At 53.7% G+C, this 18,931-nt stretch carries 20 protein-coding genes; 11 read left to right on the top strand and 9 right to left on the bottom strand.

Translation table 11 applies throughout. The features are described from left to right. Positions 1–7: 7 nt before the first annotated feature. Both paaB and paaA read right to left on the bottom strand, forming a co-directional pair. Positions 8–292, bottom strand: a complete 285-nt coding sequence (gene paaB, locus AC0L73_RS18095; protein ID WP_415776535.1) for a 1,2-phenylacetyl-CoA epoxidase subunit PaaB — start codon at positions 290–292, stop codon at positions 8–10. 24 nt (positions 293–316) lie between these two features. Beyond that, positions 317–1,276 carry a 1,2-phenylacetyl-CoA epoxidase subunit PaaA gene (gene paaA / locus AC0L73_RS18090; protein WP_473654492.1) on the bottom strand — a complete coding sequence of 320 codons (960 nt, stop codon included), beginning with the start codon at positions 1,274–1,276 and terminating at the stop codon, positions 317–319. Between the two features lie 166 nt (positions 1,277–1,442). On the opposite strand from paaA, the gene AC0L73_RS18085 reads away from it, so the two are divergent. From AC0L73_RS18085 to denD, 3 genes are read left to right on the top strand one after another with little or no spacing between them, the layout of a single operon-like run. After that, complete coding sequence (locus AC0L73_RS18085) at positions 1,443–2,048, top strand: hypothetical protein (protein ID WP_473654491.1); 606 nt, start codon at positions 1,443–1,445, stop codon at positions 2,046–2,048. Further along, positions 2,045–2,497: a hypothetical protein gene (locus AC0L73_RS18080; protein ID WP_473654490.1), complete on the top strand. Its 453-nt coding sequence runs from the start codon at positions 2,045–2,047 to the stop codon at positions 2,495–2,497. The genes AC0L73_RS18085 and AC0L73_RS18080 overlap by 4 nt, the downstream gene beginning before the upstream one ends. Continuing rightward, entirely contained in the window at positions 2,494–3,483 is a 990-nt protein-coding gene (denD, locus tag AC0L73_RS18075) for a D-erythronate dehydrogenase (protein ID WP_473654489.1), read from the top strand. The genes AC0L73_RS18080 and denD overlap by 4 nt, the downstream gene beginning before the upstream one ends. On the opposite strand, the gene mtnA is transcribed toward denD, so the two are convergent. Further along, a complete protein-coding gene (gene mtnA / locus AC0L73_RS18070) occupies positions 3,480–4,571 on the bottom strand; it encodes an S-methyl-5-thioribose-1-phosphate isomerase (protein ID WP_227951826.1) in 1,092 nt (363 codons plus the stop codon). The genes denD and mtnA overlap by 4 nt on opposite strands. A gap of 115 nt (positions 4,572–4,686) precedes the next feature. On the opposite strand from mtnA, the gene AC0L73_RS18065 reads away from it, so the two are divergent. Both AC0L73_RS18065 and fghA read left to right on the top strand, forming a co-directional pair. Then, positions 4,687–5,796 (top strand): S-(hydroxymethyl)glutathione dehydrogenase/class III alcohol dehydrogenase, encoded by a 1,110-nt coding sequence (locus AC0L73_RS18065; protein WP_473654488.1) that lies wholly within the window; start codon positions 4,687–4,689, stop codon positions 5,794–5,796. Positions 5,797–5,805: 9 nt separating this feature from the next. Further along, positions 5,806–6,645: an S-formylglutathione hydrolase gene (gene fghA, locus AC0L73_RS18060; protein ID WP_473654487.1), complete on the top strand. Its 840-nt coding sequence runs from the start codon at positions 5,806–5,808 to the stop codon at positions 6,643–6,645. Here fghA and AC0L73_RS18055 read toward each other — a convergent pair. From AC0L73_RS18055 to AC0L73_RS18045, 3 genes are read right to left on the bottom strand one after another with little or no spacing between them, the layout of a single operon-like run. Next, positions 6,642–7,430 (bottom strand): alpha/beta fold hydrolase, encoded by a 789-nt coding sequence (locus AC0L73_RS18055; protein WP_473654486.1) that lies wholly within the window; start codon positions 7,428–7,430, stop codon positions 6,642–6,644. The genes fghA and AC0L73_RS18055 overlap by 4 nt on opposite strands. A 36-nt stretch (positions 7,431–7,466) precedes the next feature. Beyond that, positions 7,467–8,204 carry an isochorismatase family protein gene (locus AC0L73_RS18050; RefSeq protein ID WP_473654485.1) on the bottom strand — a complete coding sequence of 246 codons (738 nt, stop codon included), beginning with the start codon at positions 8,202–8,204 and terminating at the stop codon, positions 7,467–7,469. Between the two features lie 14 nt (positions 8,205–8,218). Continuing rightward, positions 8,219–9,388 (bottom strand): substrate-binding protein, encoded by a 1,170-nt coding sequence (locus AC0L73_RS18045; RefSeq protein WP_473654484.1) that lies wholly within the window; start codon positions 9,386–9,388, stop codon positions 8,219–8,221. A 249-nt stretch (positions 9,389–9,637) separates the two neighbouring features. Between AC0L73_RS18045 and AC0L73_RS18040 the strand changes: the two genes are divergently transcribed. The 6 genes from AC0L73_RS18040 to AC0L73_RS18015 all read left to right on the top strand — a co-directional run bounded on the left by AC0L73_RS18040 (position 9,638) and on the right by AC0L73_RS18015 (position 14,451). Next, positions 9,638–10,357, top strand: a complete 720-nt coding sequence (locus AC0L73_RS18040) for an ATP-binding cassette domain-containing protein (RefSeq protein WP_473654483.1) — start codon at positions 9,638–9,640, stop codon at positions 10,355–10,357. Continuing rightward, a complete protein-coding gene (locus tag AC0L73_RS18035) occupies positions 10,350–11,051 on the top strand; it encodes an ABC transporter ATP-binding protein (protein ID WP_473654482.1) in 702 nt (233 codons plus the stop codon). Before AC0L73_RS18040 ends, AC0L73_RS18035 begins: the two co-directional genes overlap by 8 nt. Before the next feature lie 11 nt (positions 11,052–11,062). Next, positions 11,063–11,923, top strand: coding sequence for a branched-chain amino acid ABC transporter permease (locus AC0L73_RS18030; RefSeq protein ID WP_473654481.1), 861 nt, complete (start codon positions 11,063–11,065; stop codon positions 11,921–11,923). After that, complete coding sequence (locus AC0L73_RS18025) at positions 11,913–12,887, top strand: branched-chain amino acid ABC transporter permease (protein ID WP_473654480.1); 975 nt, start codon at positions 11,913–11,915, stop codon at positions 12,885–12,887. Before AC0L73_RS18030 ends, AC0L73_RS18025 begins: the two co-directional genes overlap by 11 nt. Before the next feature lie 125 nt (positions 12,888–13,012). After that, on the top strand, positions 13,013–13,693 hold the full coding sequence (gene ung / locus AC0L73_RS18020; protein WP_227951816.1) for a uracil-DNA glycosylase: 681 nt from the start codon (positions 13,013–13,015) through the stop codon (positions 13,691–13,693). 2 nt (positions 13,694–13,695) lie between these two features. Beyond that, the gene (locus AC0L73_RS18015; protein WP_227951815.1) at positions 13,696–14,451 is read left to right on the top strand and encodes a glycerophosphoryl diester phosphodiesterase; all 756 of its coding nucleotides are present in this window, start codon (positions 13,696–13,698) and stop codon (positions 14,449–14,451) included. Between the two features lie 6 nt (positions 14,452–14,457). Here the strand turns inward: AC0L73_RS18015 and AC0L73_RS18010 are convergent, their stop codons facing one another. The 3 genes from AC0L73_RS18010 to AC0L73_RS18000 form a co-directional block, all read right to left on the bottom strand. Next, positions 14,458–16,083 (bottom strand): Na/Pi cotransporter family protein, encoded by a 1,626-nt coding sequence (locus AC0L73_RS18010; protein ID WP_473654479.1) that lies wholly within the window; start codon positions 16,081–16,083, stop codon positions 14,458–14,460. Between the two features lie 135 nt (positions 16,084–16,218). Continuing rightward, positions 16,219–17,400 (bottom strand): iron-containing alcohol dehydrogenase, encoded by a 1,182-nt coding sequence (locus tag AC0L73_RS18005; RefSeq protein ID WP_473654478.1) that lies wholly within the window; start codon positions 17,398–17,400, stop codon positions 16,219–16,221. A 10-nt stretch (positions 17,401–17,410) separates the two neighbouring features. Next, a complete protein-coding gene (locus AC0L73_RS18000; protein WP_473654477.1) occupies positions 17,411–18,802 on the bottom strand; it encodes an aldehyde dehydrogenase family protein in 1,392 nt (463 codons plus the stop codon). Positions 18,803–18,931: the final 129 nt, after the last annotated feature.

The following is an 18,931-nucleotide window of genomic DNA, read 5'->3' as shown; positions in this document are numbered from 1 at the left end:
GCGCCCCTCACATATGGCCGACTTCGTCGGGCAACTCAAAAAAAGTGGGATGCCGATAAAGCTTATCTTCGGCGGGCTCGTAAAAACTGCCGCGATCCTCCGGCGATGAAGCCACAATATCCGTCGATTTTACCACCCAGATACTGACCCCCTCACTCCGGCGGGTGTAGACATCCCGCGCATTGGTAAGCGCCATTTCCGGGTCCGACGCATGCAGGCTGCCGACATGTTTATGATCAAGGCCGTTCTTGCTGCGAATGAAAACTTCATAAAGCGGAAGCTCGTTTTTTATCTCATTACTCATGCCTAAATCTCCTTACGCGGCTTTCGCTTTACCGGCCTTTTTCTTCTCGGCGTAGGCTAGTGCCGCATCGCGGACCCATTTTCCACCATCATGCGCATCGACACGCGCCTGCAACCTCTCCCGATTGCAAAGGCCATTCCCCATGACAACGGATTTAAATTCTTCCCAGTCAATTTCGCCAAAATCATAATGCCCCCGCGCCTCATTCCATTTGAGTTTGTCATCAGGAATAGTCAGACCCAGAAACTCAGCCTGAGGGACAGTTGCATCGACAAACTTTTGCCGCAGATCATCATTTGACTGACGCTTGATTTTCCATTTCATAGACTGGGCACTATTCGCCGAATTCGCATCATTCGGGCCGAACATCATCAGGGTCGGCCACCACCAGCGGTTCAACGCATCCTGTGCCATTGCCTGCTGTTCCGCCGTGCCCCGCGCCATGTTCATCATAATGTCGTAGCCCTGACGCTGATGGAAGCTCTCTTCCTTGCAGATGCGGATCATCGCCCGCGCATACGGTCCATAAGAACAGCGGCAGAGCGCAATCTGGTTGGTGATCGCCGCCCCGTCGACCAGCCAGCCGATGGCGCCGATATCCGCCCAGGAGAGTGTCGGATAATTGAAAATTGAAGAATATTTTGCCTTGCCACTATGGAGCTGTTCGAACATTTCATCACGGGAAATACCGAGGGTTTCCGTCGCACTATAAAGATAAAGGCCGTGCCCGCCCTCATCCTGGATTTTTGCCATCAGGATTGCTTTACGTTTCAGGCTCGGCGCGCGGGTAAGCCAGTTTCCTTCCGGCAGCATCCCAACCACTTCCGAATGGGCATGTTGCGACATCTGCCGGATCAGGGTTTTGCGGTATTTCTCCGGCATCCAGTCTTTTGGCTCGATCCGTTTTTCCGCCCCCACCTTTTTCTGAAAGGCCGCTTCCAGTTCTTCCGGGTCTTGCTCCGTCACATCCATTTGCCACTCCCAAGCTTGAATGGCTCTATTATGATACAATTTGAATATTTTTTCAAATTATTTTGTATCATAACGAATGCAGAAGCAGGGCTGACGAAAAGAAACGGTCGATGTATACTTTCCCCATCAAGAACAATAACAATACAATTAAATCGGGATGAAACTCATGTTGGACACTTCCACAAAACAGGGCCGATATTCTGCCGTCGCTTCCCTGTATCATGCCTATTTCACCGGGCTACTCCTCACCCTTGCACTCCGCAAGAGCCATGCAGCGGCTGGCGACCTCAGTTTTCATGTTTTTCGCCGTCAACATCATGAAAAATTTCTCTCAAGTTTTGAGAAATTGGGACTATCTGACCTGCCCGATGCTGTCGCATGCGCGCAGTATCATTATCTTTCCAATGGAGTTGGCGGCGTTCCGGTCGAGTATATGTATGAAAGCGACGACAAGGCCTGGGTCCATTTCTGCCATCCCCGCTGGATCTATGACGGCGCGGCGATCTGCGGCGTCCCCCTTGAGGTCAACCACGGATACTTAAAAGGCTGGTACGCACAGAATGGCGTGAGCTTGAAAAATCCGCGCCTCGGTTTCGTCTGCACATCGCAGGATATGGATGGTCAATACGGTATGGCCGGATATTTCAAGGTGCACACTCATGACCTTGCGCCGGAGGAACGGTTGCAGTTTGCCCCGGGAGAAATTGCGCCCCCTTCGATCCATCCGCCGCGCCAACCTTGGATACCTCCGCCTGGCCGGAAGAAAGATTGAAGAAAGCTAACCGTAATTATTCCATGGAGTATGTAAAAAACGCCTTCATTGTTCTTGGCGATATGTACGGCCCACTAGAGGCTAATGCTTTCGGCGGCATCACCGCGCAGCTGATCGGAAAACAGTTCTATCGCCAGACCGCCGATACACTCGGTATCACCGGCGATAATATCGAAGCCTTCGCCCGTTATCTCGCCGGGATGATTGATGGTCATGATGACGAAGTGGAAATGATGAAGGACGGTGATGCCTTCCACGTTCGCCAGAAAGGCTGGCGCCTGATGCGCGGCACTGGTCCCCATCCCGCCAGCGTCTTTGAAAGCTGGAACCAGCTTTGGCAAGGTGCCCTTGCCGTGCATAACCGCAATCTCGTACTCGAAGTGCTGCAGCGGCAAGATTATGGCGACGAGTGCTTTGAATGGCGCATCCGGGAAAGGAAATCCTCATGAAGATTGTTATCACTGGCGGTGCGGGCTTTCTCGGCAAGCGACTCGCGAAAGCCTTGCTTGCACGCGAAAGCCTAACCGGCCCGGATGGCGTGACCAAGAAGATTAAGGAGTTGGTCCTTTTCGATATTGCGCCGGGTATCGATCTTGAAGATGACCGGCTTCGTTATATCTCCGGCGATATTTCGGATAGCGAGACGGTTAAAAAGCTAATTGACGAAAATACCGCCAGTATCTTCCATCTCGCCGCAGTCGTGAGTGCGCAAGCAGAAGAAGATTTCGATCTCGGGTTCCGCATTAATCTCAATGGCACCTATCATGTACTGGAGGCCGCGCGCGCCACTCCCCATGCACCGAAACTGCTATTTACAAGTTCCATTGCGACTTACGGTGGAGACCTCCCAGATGTTGTAGCCGATGAAACGGCGCAGATGCCGCAAACCTCCTACGGAACCGCAAAGGTTATGGGAGAGTTGCTGGTGCAGGACTATAGCCGCAAGGGTTATATTGACGGGCGGTCACTCCGCCTGCCGACCATTTCCGTACGCACCGGCCTTCCCAACAAGGCGGCATCAACATGGGCAAGTTCCATGATCCGGGAGCCACTTTGTGGCCGGGATGCGATCTGCCCGGTTAGCGAAACAACGCCGATGGCCTGCATGTCACCGACAAAAATCATCGGCGCCCTTATCCATGCGCATGACCTCCCCGCCGACGCCTTCGGGGCGACACGTTCCCTTCTTCTTCCCGGGATATCGATCACCGCAGGGGAAATGGCGGCAACGGTGGAGCGACACAAGGGCAACCGCAAAATCGGCAAGATACTCTGGCAACCCGACCCCGCTATTCAAAAAATCGTTGACGGTTGGCCCCGGGCAACCCATTCGGCGCGCGCCGAATACCTCGGCTTTGAAAAAGACAACAACCTAGACGATATGATTCATGGCTTTATCGAGGAAGACCTCGAGGATCAACTTACCTTATATTAGAGACGCCGGTAAAGCCGCGCTAGGCCTTCTTTCGAAGCTTCCGCGACGCCGCGTTCGGTAATCAAGCCCGTCACCAGCCGCGCCGGGGTTACATCAAAGGCATAGTTGGCAGACGAACTCTCCTCTGGCAATATCCGCACTTCGCTCACCTGCCCGGCGCTATCCTTCCCCTGAATATAATCCACCTCGTGGCTGTCGCGGATCTCAATCGGGATATCCTTCACCCCGTCATCAATTTCCCAGTCGATGGTTGGACCCGGCAGCGCCACATAAAAGGGCACATTGTTATCCTTCGCCGCGAGTGCCTTCAGGTAAGTGCCGATCTTATTGCAAACATCCCCCGCAGCCGTCGTCCGGTCTGTCCCGGTGATACAAAGATCCACCTCCCCATGCTGCATCAGATGCCCGCCGACATTATCGACAACAAGCGTATGATCAACCCCATGCTTGCCAAGCTCCCAGCAAGTGAGATGCGCGCCCTGATTACGCGGACGTGTCTCGTCCACCCAGACATGGACGGGGATGCCCTTGTTATGCGCCTTATAGATCGGCGAGAGCGCGGTCCCCCAATCTACGGTCGCGAGCCAGCCCGCATTGCAATGGGTGAGGATGTTGACAACGCCTGTCTTGCCCTTTTCCTCCCAGATTGTCTCGATCACGCCAAGACCATGATCGCCGATGGCGCTGTTGATGGCGACATCCTCATCACAGATTTGCGCCGCCTTCTCATAGGCAGCCGAGACTCTCTCGATTTCAGGGAGCGGGAGGAGCAGGTCCTGCATCTCCCGGATGGCCCATCGCAGATTGACTGCCGTCGGCCGCGTCGCAATCAGGACATCGCTTATTTTCTGGAGTGCCGCATCGCTCGCATCTTCGCGCAAGCCAAGACAGGCACCGTAGGCGGCTGTCGCCCCGATAAGCGGTGCACCCCGCACCAGCATCGCCTTGATCGCATGGGCAGCCTGATCTAGGGTGGTCAACCGTTCAACCTTGAATTCATGAGGTAATCGCGTCTGGTCGATAATATCAACGGACCAGCCATCTTCATTCAACCAGATACTGCGAAATGGCATTCCATCGACTTTCATCTACTGTCTCCCGATCAAAATTGGAGCGTAAAGTTTAACCGGAAAAGCCTTGCTTCGTCAGCCCTAAATCTGCAAACTCCGGGCAATAACAAGCACATCAGCAAGGAAAAGACAAATGGACGTTAAAGCAGCGGTCGCCCATAAAGCCGGAGCCCCTCTCACGATCGAAACTGTTACTCTCGATGGCCCGCGCGAGGGCGAGGTTCTGGTCGAGATCAAGGCGAGCGGCCTTTGTCATACAGACGCGTTTACGCTCTCGGGCGACGATCCGGAAGGCATTTTCCCCGCCATTCTCGGCCATGAGGGCGCGGGCGTTGTTGTCGATGTCGGGCCCGGCGTCACGTCCCTCAAGAAGGGTGATCATGTCATTCCACTCTATACCCCCGAATGCCGCCAATGCGACTATTGCACCAGCGGCAAGACCAACCTCTGCCAGGCAATCCGCGTGACGCAAGGCCAAGGCCTGATGCCAGATGGAACCAGCCGCTTCAAGATCAACGGGGAGAAGGTCTTTCATTACATGGGCTGCTCGACCTTTGCCAACTACACGGTCGTGCCTGAAATAGCCCTCGCAAAAATCCGCGAAGATGCGCCGTTTGACAAGGTCTGCTACATCGGCTGCGGCGTCACCACCGGGATCGGCGCGGTCATCAACACGGCAAAGGTAAAGCCCGGCGATAATGTCGTCGTCTTCGGCCTTGGTGGCATTGGCCTCAATGTCATTCAGGGCGCGCGGCTTGCCGGTGCGGACATGATTGTCGGTGTCGATCTCAACCCGGCCCGCAAGGAGCTGGGCGAGAAATTCGGCATGACTCATTTCGTCAATCCCAAAGAGGTCGAGGGGGATATTATTCCCTATCTTGTCGACCTGACCAAGGGCGGTGCGGATTACTCCTTCGAGTGCATCGGTAATGTCAATGTCATGCGGCAGGCGCTTGAATGCTGCCATAAGGGCTGGGGCGAGAGCATCATCATCGGCGTCGCGGGCGCGGGTCAGGAAATCTCCACCCGTCCGTTCCAACTGGTGACCGGTCGCGTCTGGAAAGGCACGGCCTTTGGCGGCGCGAAAGGCCGCACGGACGTTCCGAAAATCGTCGACTGGTACATGGACGGCAAGATCAATATCGACGACCTGATAACCCATGTCATGCCGGTCGAGAAAATCAACGAAGGCTTCGACCTGATGCATGAAGGAAAATCCATCCGCAGCGTCGTTACTTTTTAAAGCGGTATTATGAAAACTCTCTCAGAACAGGCCTGCTTCGGCGGCACGCAAGGCTTTTACGCTCATGAGTCCTCGGTCACGGGGACAAACATGCGCTTCGCCGTTTTTCAGCCGCAGCAAGCGCGCGGGATGAAAGTCCCTGTCCTCTATTATCTCGCGGGTCTTACCTGCACAGAGGAAACTGCTACCATAAAAGCGGGGGCACAGCGACTTGCATCGGAATTTGGCATTATGCTCGTGATGCCGGACACCAGCCCCCGCGGCGTGGGTCTGCCCGGAGAAGAAGATGACTGGGATTTTGGAACCGGCGCCGGATTTTATCTTGATGCGGTAAAGGAGCCCTGGGCCGACAGCTATCGGATGTACAGCTATATCCGGGACGAGCTACGCCTCCTGATCAACGAAAATTTCAACGCCGATATCGACCTGACCGGCATTTTCGGCCATTCGATGGGTGGGCATGGCGCACTCACCATCGCGCTTAAAAATCCGGACATCTATAAATCCGTCTCTGCCTTCGCACCGATTTCGTCGCCGATGCAATGTCCTTGGGGCCAAAAAGCCTTTACCGGATATCTAGGATCGGACAAGGCGAGCTGGATCGAGTATGACGCGGCGGAACTTGTGAAAAATGGCCACCGTACAACTCATATCCTGATCGATCAGGGGAAGGCCGATCAATTTCTGGAAGAGCAGCTAAAACCGGAAATATTCGAGGCCGCCTGCAAGGAGGCGGGACAACCCCTTACCTGCCGCCTGCATGACGGTTATGATCACAGCTACTACTTCATCCAGACATTTATGGAGGATCATATCCGCCATCATGTCTCTATCCTGAAGCAAAGCTAAACAGAAGCGAGATGCGCCCGAACATTCCGGTTGAACTCTTCGGGCTTGTCGATGGCGAGTTGGTGCGCGGCATTGTCGATCACCACCAGATTTGATCCTTCGATCTGCCGGTGAATCAACTCTGATGAGCTGAGCGGTGTGCCCATATCCTCCCGCCCAACGATGACAAGAGTCTTTTTCTTGATCGCCGGAATGCGATCCCTGAGATCAATTCCCGCGATGGCGTGGCAGCAGCCGACATAGCCATTAATGGAGGTATCGACGATCATTTTACGTACACGTTCGCCCAGTTCCGGCCGGTCATCGAGCGATCCTTCCACGAACCAGCGGGACATAGTCGGCTCGACTGTCGCTTCCAGCCCTTCTTCTGAGGCGAGGCGAATACGTTCCGGCCAAAGCGCCGCGGCGCCGTCCGGTAGCGCACAGAGAGAGCTTGAAATCACAAGGCTTGTCGTCCGTTCTGGGTAGCGAAGCGCAAATTCTTGCGCGATCATGCCGCCGATGGAAAGACCAACGAAATGACTTTCCGTCACTCCATAAGCATCCTGTATCGCCGCCACGTCATCCGCCAACATTTTAAAATCATAGGGTCCTTCAACGGGGGCGCTTTTGCCATGCCCGCGCAAAGAATAACGGAGCACGCGGTGATCTTTTTTTAGATCCTCTGCCAGTTCTTCCCAGGCGGTCAGGTCGCAGCAAAGCGAATGACTCATCGTGACGACAGGCGCGCCCTCCGGTCCCTCAATGCTGGTTTCAAATTCTATTCCGTTTGCCGTGATTGTCATGATCGCTCCCTTGTTATTATTTAACGGGCAAGATCATTATGTCGGAAGTGCCACCTTGTTGACAAGCTGTGCACCGCGACTTGCCATGAAATAAAGGCCCATATAATGGGTCACATCCTGTGGATGGGCCGCCGTCGCGCCGTAGCCGATCTCCTCGGCCACGCCACGCGGCAGATCATAGGTCGAGCAGCCCTTGTCATAGACATGGATATCCTTGAGGCCCGGCATCATGTCATGGTTACGTGCACTCAAACTGGTGAGCACAAAATCCATCACGCAGATATCAGTGCAGATCCCGACGACGAGAAGATCCGTAATCCCGTTTTCTGTCACCCAGTCGGCCACCGCATTACTACCGTCTTTTCGGGTTGCCCCGATAAACCCGTTGATGCAATCCTTTTTAACAAGCGTGGTGTTGGCATCCTCTTCCAGCCATTTCAGTTCCGGCACCAATTCCTCTTCCCCCGTACCTGCCTCACAATGCGGCGGATAGGGAGGTTCGGGCTTGCCCGGAGTATGGGTGTCGAGGAACGCGAGGATCGGCCAGCCCTGCGCCGTGAAATGCCGGGCGAGGCGGACCGTTTCCGATACCATTGTTGAGACCTGCTCATTCGGTGCCGGCGGCGCAAGTGCCCCGGCGCCGACGGTCGCGAACCCATTAACCTCATCGACGATCACGAGGCCGACCTTCCGCCCCTCGGCGGCGGGGTCGAATTCGGAAAAGCCGAGCGGCATGGTCGCCGCCAGTTCATTTGTGAGGTCACGGGTAGTCATGGTCTCTCCTTACCTTATCCGCACTGTGGGGCGGGCTCGATCACACCAAGTTTTTTCGCGATATTCAAGGTGCCGTTGCTCGTCCGGGCGATATACATATTCATCGCGACATGATGATCGTTCTCGGTAATCCGCGCAGGACCCGTCGGGATTTCAAATGACAACCCTGCCATGCCATCAATCATGGCTTCCTTGTCGATCTTGCCGGCCTTCTCCAACCCGCCTTTCAGCGCAATCAGGGAATTATAATGCGTCATCACATAGAAGGAGACAACGGCATCATCTCCGTTTGCTTTGCGAATTTTGGCGACAAAGTCCTGCACGCCCGGCTCTGGTGAGCGGGCTACGAACGGAACGCCCGCATACATCCCCTCGCCCTTGCCCTCACCGAAGGCGCCGAGATAGGTTTCCGCGAAGCCAAGAAAGGCAATCGTCATTTTCTTGGTAAGGCCGAATTCCTCCGCCTGCTTAATGAAGGTGATGCCATCGGCACCCGGCAGCGCGAAGAGGAGGATTTTCGCACCCGAATCCGCAATCTTGCGAATGATGGAAGAAAAATCCTTGACGCCAAAGGGGGTATATTCTTCGCCGACGGTTGTCCCGCCAATATCGCCGATAATTCCTTTTGCCGTTTTGAACATGTTCCGTGGCCAGACATAGTCTGCGCCGAACATATAATAGCTGTCCCCAAGTCCCTCTTCTTTCAGATACGGGATGAGCGGTGCCGTATCATGGTTCGGCACGGTGTTAAAGGAAAAAAGATAGCGATTGCAGATACCACCTTCATAGTTGGTCGCATAAAGAAGAGGTGTCCGGCCCCGTTCCATCGTCGCCGCCATCGCATCACGACCGGCCGATGTGATCGGACCCGAGATGGCCATGACCTCATCCCGTTCGATCAGCTTTCTCGCTTTCTCAACCGAGGTTTTGGGGTCCGTCTTGCCATCTTCATAGAGCATTTCAACCTGATGGCCCATAATACCACCGCCCGCGTTGATTTCCGCAACCGCCAGATCGAGACCCATTTTCGCCTGATTACCGAAGAGTTCCAGACCGCCGGAGAAAGGCTGCACCGCGCCTATTTTAATGGACTTCCCGGCGGCAATGGCGGGCATGCCGATCGTGGAAGCCATTGCTGTCGCGCCCATCGCGCCCATGAATTTTCTTCTGGAAATCTCGATCATCGCTTTATCCTCGTAATCGTTAAAATACCGGGGTTCCGGCTTAACAAAACAGTTGTTTGTTAAATTGAATTGTGCATGGTTATGCCAGTTACCGTAAAAGAATCAAATAATTACCGATAAATATCGGCATTTTGCCCGGTTTTGAGAATAAAAAGCAAAAAATTCAAACGTACACATATTAAACTTTGTATGTGCACGTTCCTTATTTGTAAGTATGCATATGAAATAACCTGAATCGGCGAAACATGCATGTCTATCCTTGAATTGAAATCACTAAGCAAGTGTTTTGGCGGACTTCGTGCCGTCGATGATTTTACGCTTACTTTAGCGGAAGGGAGCCTGAATGCCCTCGTCGGGCCGAACGGCTGCGGGAAATCCACGCTATTCAACCTGATCACCGGATTAATGAGGCCCGATGCCGGCAAAATCCAATTCAAGGGTCAGAATATCACAGGCTGGCCACCGCATAAAATTGCCCGCCTTGGCATCGGCCGTAAGTTTCAAGTCCCCGCCATATTTGAAGAATTGTCGCTTCGGGAAAACTTGATTATTGCCGCCAGAAAGAACGAACAGAGAGCGGCCATTGATAACATTCTTGAGCAGATAAATCTGAGTAATGAGGCTCATATGCTAGCGGGAGAACTCGCCCATGGTCAGAAACAATGGCTTGAAATTGGATTGTTGCTGGCCCAGGCCCCGTCCCTCATTTTGCTTGATGAGCCGACCGCCGGCATGACAGCAGCAGAAACCTATGCGACTGCGGAACTGATCACCCGCATCAACCGAGAACGGTCCATAACGGTATTGGTGATTGAGCATGACATGGGCTTTATTGAGCATCTCGCCTGCCCGCTTCATGTCATGTCGAAGGGACAAATTCTGAAATCAGGGAATTTCAAAGTTATTCGCAATGACTCGGAGGTGAAGGCCCTCTATTTTGGCCAGTCGGAGGCGATGACCGATGCTTGAGATACACAACCTTTCTTCAGGTTATGGCGACGCGATGGTGCTTCGTGATTTTTCCTGCCAGATTGACACCGGCAAGGTGACCGCCCTGATGGGCCGCAACGGCATGGGAAAAACAACGCTAGTGAAAACCATCATGGGACTAATCCGGGCAAAATCGGGCCGCATCATGTTTGATGGCACGGCCATAGAAAAGCAACCCACCCATCAGATTTCCCGGAACGGTATGGGCTATGTGCCGCAAGGCCGCGAAATTTTCGCCGATTTCACCGTTACGGAAAATCTACACCTTAGCCTTCTCGGCCATGAAGGCGGGAATGTTCTGACGCTTCAACAGATATATGACTGGTTTCCGATCCTGAAAGAACGGGCTGAGCAACGCGCGGGAACATTCTCGGGCGGGCAACAGCAAATCCTCGCCATTGCCCGGTCTCTAATTGGCGGGCCGAAGATGCTGCTCCTCGATGAACCGACGGAAGGGATACAGCCCAGCATTGTCCATGAAATCGGCGTTCAGCTGAAACGCATCGCGCATGAGACAGGCCTCAGTATTCTGATCGTGGAACAGAATGTCGATATGGTGCGCACCCTCGCCGATGAGGTGCTGTTCATGGAAAACGGCGCAATACAGGAGCGCTGTGATATTAACGCAATGCGCGATGATGACAGCCTGTTGCATCGTTATCTGTCGGTTTAGGATTTTACTTTATGAGTGAATTTATTCCCATAATCCTCGACGTCAGTTCCTATATCCTAATTCTGGTGCTTGTCGCGCTTGGGTTAATGATCGTGTTTGGCATGATGGGTGTGATCAATATGGCCCATGGGGAGCTGTTTATGATCGGCGCCTATGTGATGGTGGCGGCCCAAAGTGTAGGGCTCCCTTTTCTCGCCGGAGTCATTCTCGCGCCCATAGTTGTTGGATTCCTCGGCCTTCTGATCGAGACTGCTTTGATACGCCATATCTATCTCAGGCCCCTCGATACTATTTTAGCGACCTGGGGCCTATCCATCGCCTTGAAGCAGCTTGTCGTACTCACATTCGGACCGGAATCCCATAGTGTCCCTCTGCCCATCGATGGCAGTCTTGAACTCGGCATATTCAGCTACCCGCTTTATCGCCTGATCCTGATGGCAACATCCGTCCTTCTTATCGGCGGCACATTCTGGCTTTTTACCCGCACAAATTTCGGCCTGATGGCCCGCGCCGTGATTGCGCGTCCAGATACCGCTGCGACACTCGGTATCGATACTCGTAGAATGTACCGCTGGAGCTTCGTGATCGGCACTGCGCTCGCGGGGCTTGCCGGCGCCCTTGTCGCCCCCATCATCAGTGTCGACCCTCAAATGGGTTTGGGTTATCTAGTGCCGGGTTTTCTCTCCATCCTTGTCGGCGGAGCCGGACCACTCGCCGGGGTGTTGGTCGGCGGGGCCGTTGTCGGCGGCGTCAACAATCTTCTTGCTGTATGGATATCACCGGTTGCCGCAATGATTACGGTTTATATCATCGCCATCCTCATCATCCGGCTCAAGCCCGAAGGTCTAATGGGAGGGCGCCGTGCGAAATAACTTTCTAGCTCTTCTGGTTTTCGCCATCCTCGCCGCCGCGCCAATCCTCATCGGCGGCTATTGGACGGGACAGCTCACCACATATCTCGTCTATGGCCTGCTCGCCATGTCTCTCTCGCTTGTCTGGGGATATGGCGGTATTCTCTGCTTCGGGCAGGCGATGTTCTTCGGGATTGGCGGCTATATCATGGCTATCCTGACCAAGGGCATGATCGCACCGGAACTGACCAGCAGCTATCTCGGCCTTATTGCCGCCATGGCGGGCTCTGCCCTCTTCGCCCTTGCGCTTGGCTATTTCCTTTTCGCGGGCCGAGGGATCAGCGGCGCTTACCTTGCTATCATCACCCTCGCCATGGCACTGGTGCTGGAACGGTTGATGAATAACTGGTACGCGCTTGGCGGCTACAACGGCCTGCTCAACGTCCCACCGATCAAGCTCACATTTCTTGGCGCCAGTTTTGAGCTTTGGGATCGAATGCCGACATTCTACGCCGTTCTTGCCGTTGTTGCCCTCGTCTATTTCCTTGTCAACTGGCTGCTGAGTTCCGCCTATGGCCTGAAACTGACAGCAAATCGCACGCACCCGGACCGGCTGGCGTCGCTTGGCTATAATATACTCATAATTCGGCTCTCTGTTTTCGCGCTGGGTGCGGCGATTGCCGGACTTGCGGGGGCCATCTTTGTCACATTGGATGGGTTTGCGTCCCCTACCCTCATCGGCTTCACCCTCTCGACGGAGGCGTTGATCTGGGTAGCGATCGGAGGCAAGGAGATGCTGCTCGCAGCGTTTCTTGGCGCAATCCTTACCCGCACTGCAGAAAGCTGGCTTTCGGAAATCTTCGGGGATTACTGGATCCTGATTCTCGGGGTCGCCTTTATGATCAGCGTCGTCCTTCTACCTAAGGGACTTCTCGCCACACCCCTCGAAAAACTGACGCAAGGCAAAGGCAGAAAATCGCGCTAGATCATGGAGAAAGAGGGAAAATTCGACCATAATTATTTTGCAATAATCCGGATTCATAATAAAACAATGAGAATTGTAATCAGAGATCCGGTTCCGGATCTTTCACAACAAATAGAGGGGCGGGTTTGAGCGACATAAAGCTGGAAAAAAGCTGGCTCGAGCAGTTAGGCCCAGAATTCAACAAACCCTACATGCGGAATTTGCGGGAATTTCTGGTGGCGGAAAAGGCAGCCGGAAAAGTTATTTTTCCACCAGGCGACAGTATATTTGCAGCCTTCAACCACACGCCCTTCGATCAGGTAAAACTTGTAATATTGGGGCAGGATCCCTACCACGGCCCCGGTCAGGCACATGGCCTCAGCTTCTCCGTTCCATCCGGTGTGCAGATCCCGCCGTCTCTTCGCAATATCTATAAGGAATTGAACCGGGACCTTGGCCTTCCCTCTCCGACGCAAGGCAATCTGGAGCATTGGGCCGATCAGGGAGTATTGCTCTTGAATGCCGTCCTCACCGTGGAGCAGGCGAAGGCCGGCGCACATCAGGGCAAGGGTTGGGAACAATTCACCGATGCCGCCATTGCTGCCCTCAATGAGAAACGCGAACATCTCGTCTTTCTTCTTTGGGGCAGTTATGCGCAGAAAAAGGGCAGCTTTATTGACCGGCAGAGACATTTGGTTCTACAGAGCTCACACCCATCCCCGCTGTCGGCGCATAGGGGCTTTATCGGTAACGGACATTTTTCAAAGGCCAATGAGTATCTTCGCCAGTGCGGTCAGACGCCAATCGACTGGTCGTTAAAGGAATAGAGATGATAAGCGCAGAAAAACTGTTTCAAAAGATGCCAAAAGTCGTCGGCCACCGTGGAGCCAGTGGGCACGCGCCCGAAAATACACTAGCCTCTCTTCGGAAAGCAGCAGAGCTCAGTACTTCCTTCGTTGAAATTGATGTAACGCTCACGCAGGACAACTCGGCCATTATCCAGCATGATGCCGACGTCCGCCGCTGTACAAACGGCAGCGGGCCAATCTTGCTTAAATCTCTGGAAGAGGTCCGCGCCCTCGATGCGGGTAGCTGGTTCTCACCGGAGTTCACAGGAGAACACATCCCGACCCTGAGAGAGGCAACAGACATATTGCAGGAACTCGGCCTTGGCCTCAATCTAGAGATCAAACCCACAGTTGGCTGGCAAATCCCGACAGCGGTACAGGTCGCTAAAGAACTACTTGATTACTGGCCGGAGGACCTACCGCTTCTGATCTCTTCTTTCGCCGTGGAATGCCTGATCGAGGTGCGAAAGCACCTCCCAGAAGTTCCGCTTGGTTATCTCACCTCCGCTATTCCTCCGGATTGGGAAAAGCGAATGAAAGAGTATGACTGCGCCTCCCTTCATTGTGAACGGCATTATGTGACGGAGGATCACATCAATGCCATCAGGAGCGCCGGATATCGTGTGCTTGTCTATACGGTTAACGATCCAGAGGAGGCGAAAAAGTTTCTCGGCTGGGGCGCCGATGCAGTAATCACAGACTTTCCTGACCGGATGCTTGGCCTGTTGAAAAGCTAAACCGGACTATTGTTCTTTCTGCCCCACGACCAGGTAGGCGATTGACGACAGAAGTGAGTTGATACGCCGCATATCACCGAGCAGACTCAGGTGAATGGCACTGGCTTCCTGATCGAGCATTTGATCGTTTCGAAGGCGACGAAGATGTTCATCCACCGCCCGCCGCTCCGCCATCCGAAAAGTCTGTTTATGCTGAATCAGGTTATTCGCGGTAACCGCATTTTCCGTCATTAGCACGCTGAAAGACATGCGGAGGTTACCCAATACCATATCCAGCAGACGCACCTCATCGCGCAAATCCTCATCTGAGAGGGCGGTCTGGTTTTTATGGACCGTCTCCACCAGCTCGAGCATATTCATCACCACAATATTGCTAATATGGTCAATGGCTGTCGTAAAATTCAAAATCTCGGTGCAACGTTTTTCATCCTGCTCATCGAGCGATTCCCGGCCCAGCTGAGTGAGATACGCCTTGATCGCGCCGTCAAATTCCTTGATCACATTGTTATCGTCACGGATTTGTCTGAATAAATGCGCCTCTTTTCCGCCAAAAGTCTGGCGAAGAGAGCGGCACATTTTTTCCAGCACGTCCCCCATGCGCAATGTCTCTCTTACTGCATTTGCCATAGCAAGCTGCGGGCTTTCAAGTGCGGCCTTGTCGAGATATTGCGGCTGAGGCGTGTTGGTATCCTCCTCGACCTCGTCGGGAAGCAATCGCTCTGTCAAGCGGCCAAGCGGTCCGACAAATGGTAAGAAAAGCAGGGCGCATGTTAGGTTAATCAGGGTGTGGAAATTGACGATTTGACGTCCGGCGTCAGCCTCGAACGCGGCAAGTTGTGGTTCGATCAATCCAATAAACGGAATAATCGCAATAACAATGACCAATCGGCAGATAAGGTTGGCAAGCGGAGCCCGTCGCGCCGCCCTCTCTGCCTTTAGCGTCGCCATAATCGGCGGCACGGCCCCGCCAAGGTTTGCCCCGAGGACAATGGCATAGGCAACATCTATCGGGAAATGACCGCTCAGTGATAATGACAGCGCGAAAAGAACCGTCGCCAGAGAGGAATGGGCGATCAGGGTGATAATCGCCGCAATCAGCACGACCAGCACCGGCTCACCCGACAGAGAACTCAGAACGAACTGCGAGACGGAAGAATCGCGGATCGGTTCCGATGCAAGGGACAGCAATTTCAGGGCTGTGAGCATAATCCCAAGGCCCAACATGATCCGTCCGAGATTTTTGGCCCGCGTCGCATTCGCCGTGGCATGCCGGACAAACCCGGCAAACAAAAATACCGGCGCAAGGAAAGAGAGATCGAGGCTGAGCAACTGGGCAACGAGGGTCGTCCCCACATCCGCACCAAGAATAATGGCAATAGCAGCAGTCGCGGGAAGCAAACCGCGGCCTGCGAAGGACGCTGTTAAAAGGGCCGTCGCGGTGCTGCTTTGCAACATCATTGTTACGGTCAAGCCACCAAAGAAAGCCCGGATACGGTTTTTGAGACAGAATTTAAGGAACAGGCCGAGTTCACGCCCAAAGGCGCGCATGACTCCCGTGCTGACCATGCGCAGGCCCCACAAGAGAAGGGCAACTCCGCCCAATAGATTGATGAGAACTACAGTTCCGTCCAAAACGTCTGCCCTATTGTCCGGTCATTTAAATCGGATTTATTGTTATATCTTACGACAGCCTAGGTTGCGCGCAAACTCCCAAGAAAATCAACATTTTCCTGCAAAATCTCCACATAACTTTTCTATTTCTGGCAACTAGGCCGATAAATCGCCAGTCACAGCCTTCTCAAACAGGCGACTATACTCATCAGGGGAAAGAGAAATAGGGTTGCCCCCCGAGGATGGGTCCTCTACCGCCATGCGTCCAACAAGATCAGATTGTTTTGTATCGATACTGAGCGCGGAAAGATCGTTCGGGATATCCAGTTCCTTCCGTATTGCCAGCACCCAGGCTAGAAATGAATCATAAGACGGGTTGGCCAAACCGAGATATGCGGAAAGCCGCGCCAATCTGTCTGCAATGACGTCCCGGTTGCGGATCAACACATAGGGCATCAGAATCGCGTTCAGCATGCCGTGATGCGCATCATATAGCGCCCCCAACGGATGTGCGAGTGCATGCATTCCACCGAGGCCGCGCTGAAACGCCGTCGCCCCCATAGACGACGCCATCATCATCTGGCTACGGGCGACGAGGTTACTGCCTTCAAATGTCGCCGTTGGCAGAAATTCCTTCACCAGGCGAATTCCCTCAATGGCGATGCCTTCCGCCATCGGATGATAATGCGGAGAGCAAAAAGCTTCCAGATTATGCGACAGGGCATCCATCCCCGTCGCAGCGGTAATCATCTTGGGCAACCCAACAGTCAAAGCCGGATCGCCAATGACAACCGACGGCATCATCTTCGGATTGAAGACAATCCGCTTCACATGGTTTTCTTCATCTGTGATAATAGACGCGCGACCGACTTCGGACCCGGTGCCTGAGGTTGTCGGGATAGCAATAATCGGTGGTATTTCGGTTGCCGGAATATCTTCCCAATCGTGGCCGCCGTCGAGATAGCCGAACACAGTCTCCGTCTGCTGCGCCATCACCGCGACCGCCTTGGCCGCATCAATACCGGACCCACCGCCAAAGGCTATTACGCCATCATGGCCGCCGGCTTTATAGACCGCAACGCCGTCATCAACATTTTTGCCCACCGGATTTGCCTTGATATCACTAAAAAGACCGCAGCCAACGCCAGCCTTTTTGCAACTCTCCATCGCCTCGGCGATCATCGGTAATGCCGCAAGGCCCGGATCAGTCACCAGAAGTGGGTTTTTCATGCCCACTTCCTTGCAGGTCTCACCCAACTCCTGTAGTCGGCCCACACCGAAGCGCATAGCTGTCGGATAGTTCCAGTTCCCATTCAGAGCGCTTGCGTCTGTTGGCATATGTGTTCCCTTAAATTTTGGTTCGTAAATGATAGGATTTCGGCCGGGTCAGGCTTTCATAACCCACCGATGATAAAGTACAGCCACGACCGGAATTCTTGACGCCCGTCCAGGCAAGAGCCGGGTCGAGATAGTCGCAGCGATTCATGAACCAGGTACCTGTATTGATCTGATCGCCAATACGGATGGCGGCTGCTTCGTCGTTGGTCCAGACGGACGCGGTCAGGCCAAACTCGCTGTCATTCATCAGGCTGACTGCCTCCTCATCAGAAGCGACCTTCATGATACCGACCACAGGGCCAAAGCTTTCCTCGGTCATGATCCGCATACCGTGATCGGTATCAACGATCACATCCGGAGCCATATATGCTGTGCCTGGCTTATCTTCAGGGAAGAGCGCAGGGTCAATCAAGGATTTAGCCCCGGCCTTCACCGCATCCGCGATCTGTCCACGTACAAAATCCGCGGCCTTCGCATTGACAAGCGGGCCCAGTGTCGTTTCCGGATCAATGGGAGAGCCAAGCTTGTAGCCCTTCACCACCTCAACGAAATTTGCGACGAATTCATCATAGACATCGGCGTGCACATAAATCCGCTCTATCCCGCAGCAGGACTGACCAGAATTGAACATCGCGCCATCAACGAGATTTTCTGCTGCATAGGCAACATCCGCATCGCGCCGCACATAGGCCGGATCCTTACCGCCCAGCTCCAGCCCCACGCCAAGGAAGTGGCCAACAGCAGCTTCTTCAATGGCCTTGCCCGCCGGAACAGAGCCTGTAAAGCAGACATAATTCACCTTATCGGACTGGATGATGGATGCCGCCATTTGATGACTGGCAACGACAATCTGGAAAAGGTCCTTCGGCAGCCCCGCCTCAACAAAGGCTTCGACCATCCGTTCCCCACAGAGATGGGTCTGCGTTGCATGCTTCAGGATAACGGCGTTACCCGCCATTAGCGCTGGCACAATAGAGTTCACCGCCGTCATATAAGGGAAGTTCCAGGGCGCAATGGTGAAGACTACGCCAACCGGTTCCCGCTTGATATAACGGGTAAAGCCGGATTTTTCCGGCACCTTAATGTCTTTCAAGGCTTCTTCTGCAATGGAGATCATATGGCGGGAGCGTTCTTCAAAGCCGCCAACCTCACCTGCGCCAAACTTAACCGGTCGGCCCATCTGCCAGGCCAGTTCCTCAACAATCACGTCCTTTTTGGAGATGAAATTATCGACACATTTCTCAAGCAGCGCCGCCCGTTCGGCGATCGACTTCTTCTGCCACGCCCTCTGAGCGGATTGCGCTGCATCAAGCATAGTGTCAACGGTCGAAAGCGGCGTATAGGCACGTTCCACATAAAGGCTACCATCCACCGGGCTGATCGTTTTTAAACCTTCTGACATCTATACTCTCCAATCTAGGCGTTTGATATTTCTAGCATTATTCAGCAAATTTCTAATCAGAAATTTTCAAAAAATCACATTTTTAGTGATCACAATTTGTGTTTTATGAGGGCAAAAAATGTGGATTCC

Source organism: Sneathiella sp. D3-11 (assembly GCF_055809395.1).
The sequence above is the reverse complement of the archived record's forward strand: the minus strand, read 5'-3'. Positions and strand labels throughout refer to the sequence as shown.

Coding starts and splice junctions, on each gene's coding strand:
- paaA (WP_473654492.1), bottom strand. CDS start 1,276: ATGGATGTGACGGAGCAAGACCCGGAAGAACTGGAAGCGGCCTTTCAG.
- AC0L73_RS18085 (WP_473654491.1), top strand. CDS start 1,443: ATGTTGGACACTTCCACAAAACAGGGCCGATATTCTGCCGTCGCTTCC.
- denD (WP_473654489.1), top strand. CDS start 2,494: ATGAAGATTGTTATCACTGGCGGTGCGGGCTTTCTCGGCAAGCGACTC.
- mtnA (WP_227951826.1), bottom strand. CDS start 4,571: ATGAAAGTCGATGGAATGCCATTTCGCAGTATCTGGTTGAATGAAGAT.
- AC0L73_RS18065 (WP_473654488.1), top strand. CDS start 4,687: ATGGACGTTAAAGCAGCGGTCGCCCATAAAGCCGGAGCCCCTCTCACG.
- fghA (WP_473654487.1), top strand. CDS start 5,806: ATGAAAACTCTCTCAGAACAGGCCTGCTTCGGCGGCACGCAAGGCTTT.
- AC0L73_RS18055 (WP_473654486.1), bottom strand. CDS start 7,430: ATGACAATCACGGCAAACGGAATAGAATTTGAAACCAGCATTGAGGGA.
- AC0L73_RS18050 (WP_473654485.1), bottom strand. CDS start 8,204: ATGACTACCCGTGACCTCACAAATGAACTGGCGGCGACCATGCCGCTC.
- AC0L73_RS18045 (WP_473654484.1), bottom strand. CDS start 9,388: ATGATCGAGATTTCCAGAAGAAAATTCATGGGCGCGATGGGCGCGACA.
- AC0L73_RS18040 (WP_473654483.1), top strand. CDS start 9,638: ATGTCTATCCTTGAATTGAAATCACTAAGCAAGTGTTTTGGCGGACTT.
- AC0L73_RS18035 (WP_473654482.1), top strand. CDS start 10,350: ATGCTTGAGATACACAACCTTTCTTCAGGTTATGGCGACGCGATGGTG.
- AC0L73_RS18030 (WP_473654481.1), top strand. CDS start 11,063: ATGAGTGAATTTATTCCCATAATCCTCGACGTCAGTTCCTATATCCTA.
- AC0L73_RS18015 (WP_227951815.1), top strand. CDS start 13,696: ATGATAAGCGCAGAAAAACTGTTTCAAAAGATGCCAAAAGTCGTCGGC.
- AC0L73_RS18005 (WP_473654478.1), bottom strand. CDS start 17,400: ATGCCAACAGACGCAAGCGCTCTGAATGGGAACTGGAACTATCCGACA.
- AC0L73_RS18000 (WP_473654477.1), bottom strand. CDS start 18,802: ATGTCAGAAGGTTTAAAAACGATCAGCCCGGTGGATGGTAGCCTTTAT.